The organism is Pseudomonas sp. HY2-MNA-CIBAN-0224 (assembly GCF_040310285.1).
In the GTDB taxonomy this organism is placed as follows: Bacteria; Pseudomonadota; Gammaproteobacteria; order Pseudomonadales; family Pseudomonadaceae; genus Aquipseudomonas; species Aquipseudomonas helleri.
The window spans coordinates 1-268 of record NZ_JBEOPQ010000564.1 but is presented as its reverse complement, the minus strand read 5'-3'; the positions used below and the strand labels follow the sequence as shown (position 1 = coordinate 268).

General features: G+C 49.6%; 1 protein-coding gene. It reads right to left on the bottom strand.

Annotated features, from left to right (window positions below; genetic code table 11):
- Nucleotides 1-268, bottom strand: a 268-nt coding sequence (locus AAEZ03_RS27585) for a pyrroline-5-carboxylate reductase family protein (protein ID WP_350583049.1), incomplete at both ends; no start/stop codon positions are given.

Here is a 268-nt window from a genome sequence, read left to right as displayed (position 1 = left end):
GAGTCGTACCGTTCGGTGAAGTAACTTTGCGGCGTAACTCGGCAGGTACATCATCGCTATCCATTGCCATTTTTGCTGCGCCCAACATGGTTTGCATGGCCAATGCTGAGGCTTGCTCTTTATCCAACCCTAAGGCGACTGCACCATCAACCATCGATTCAATAAAATAAAATACATAGGCTGGTGCTGAGCCTGAAACTGCCGTTACCGCGTGCATATGCTCTTCGTCATCAACCCACATGACCAGACCAGAGGCTTCCATTACTGC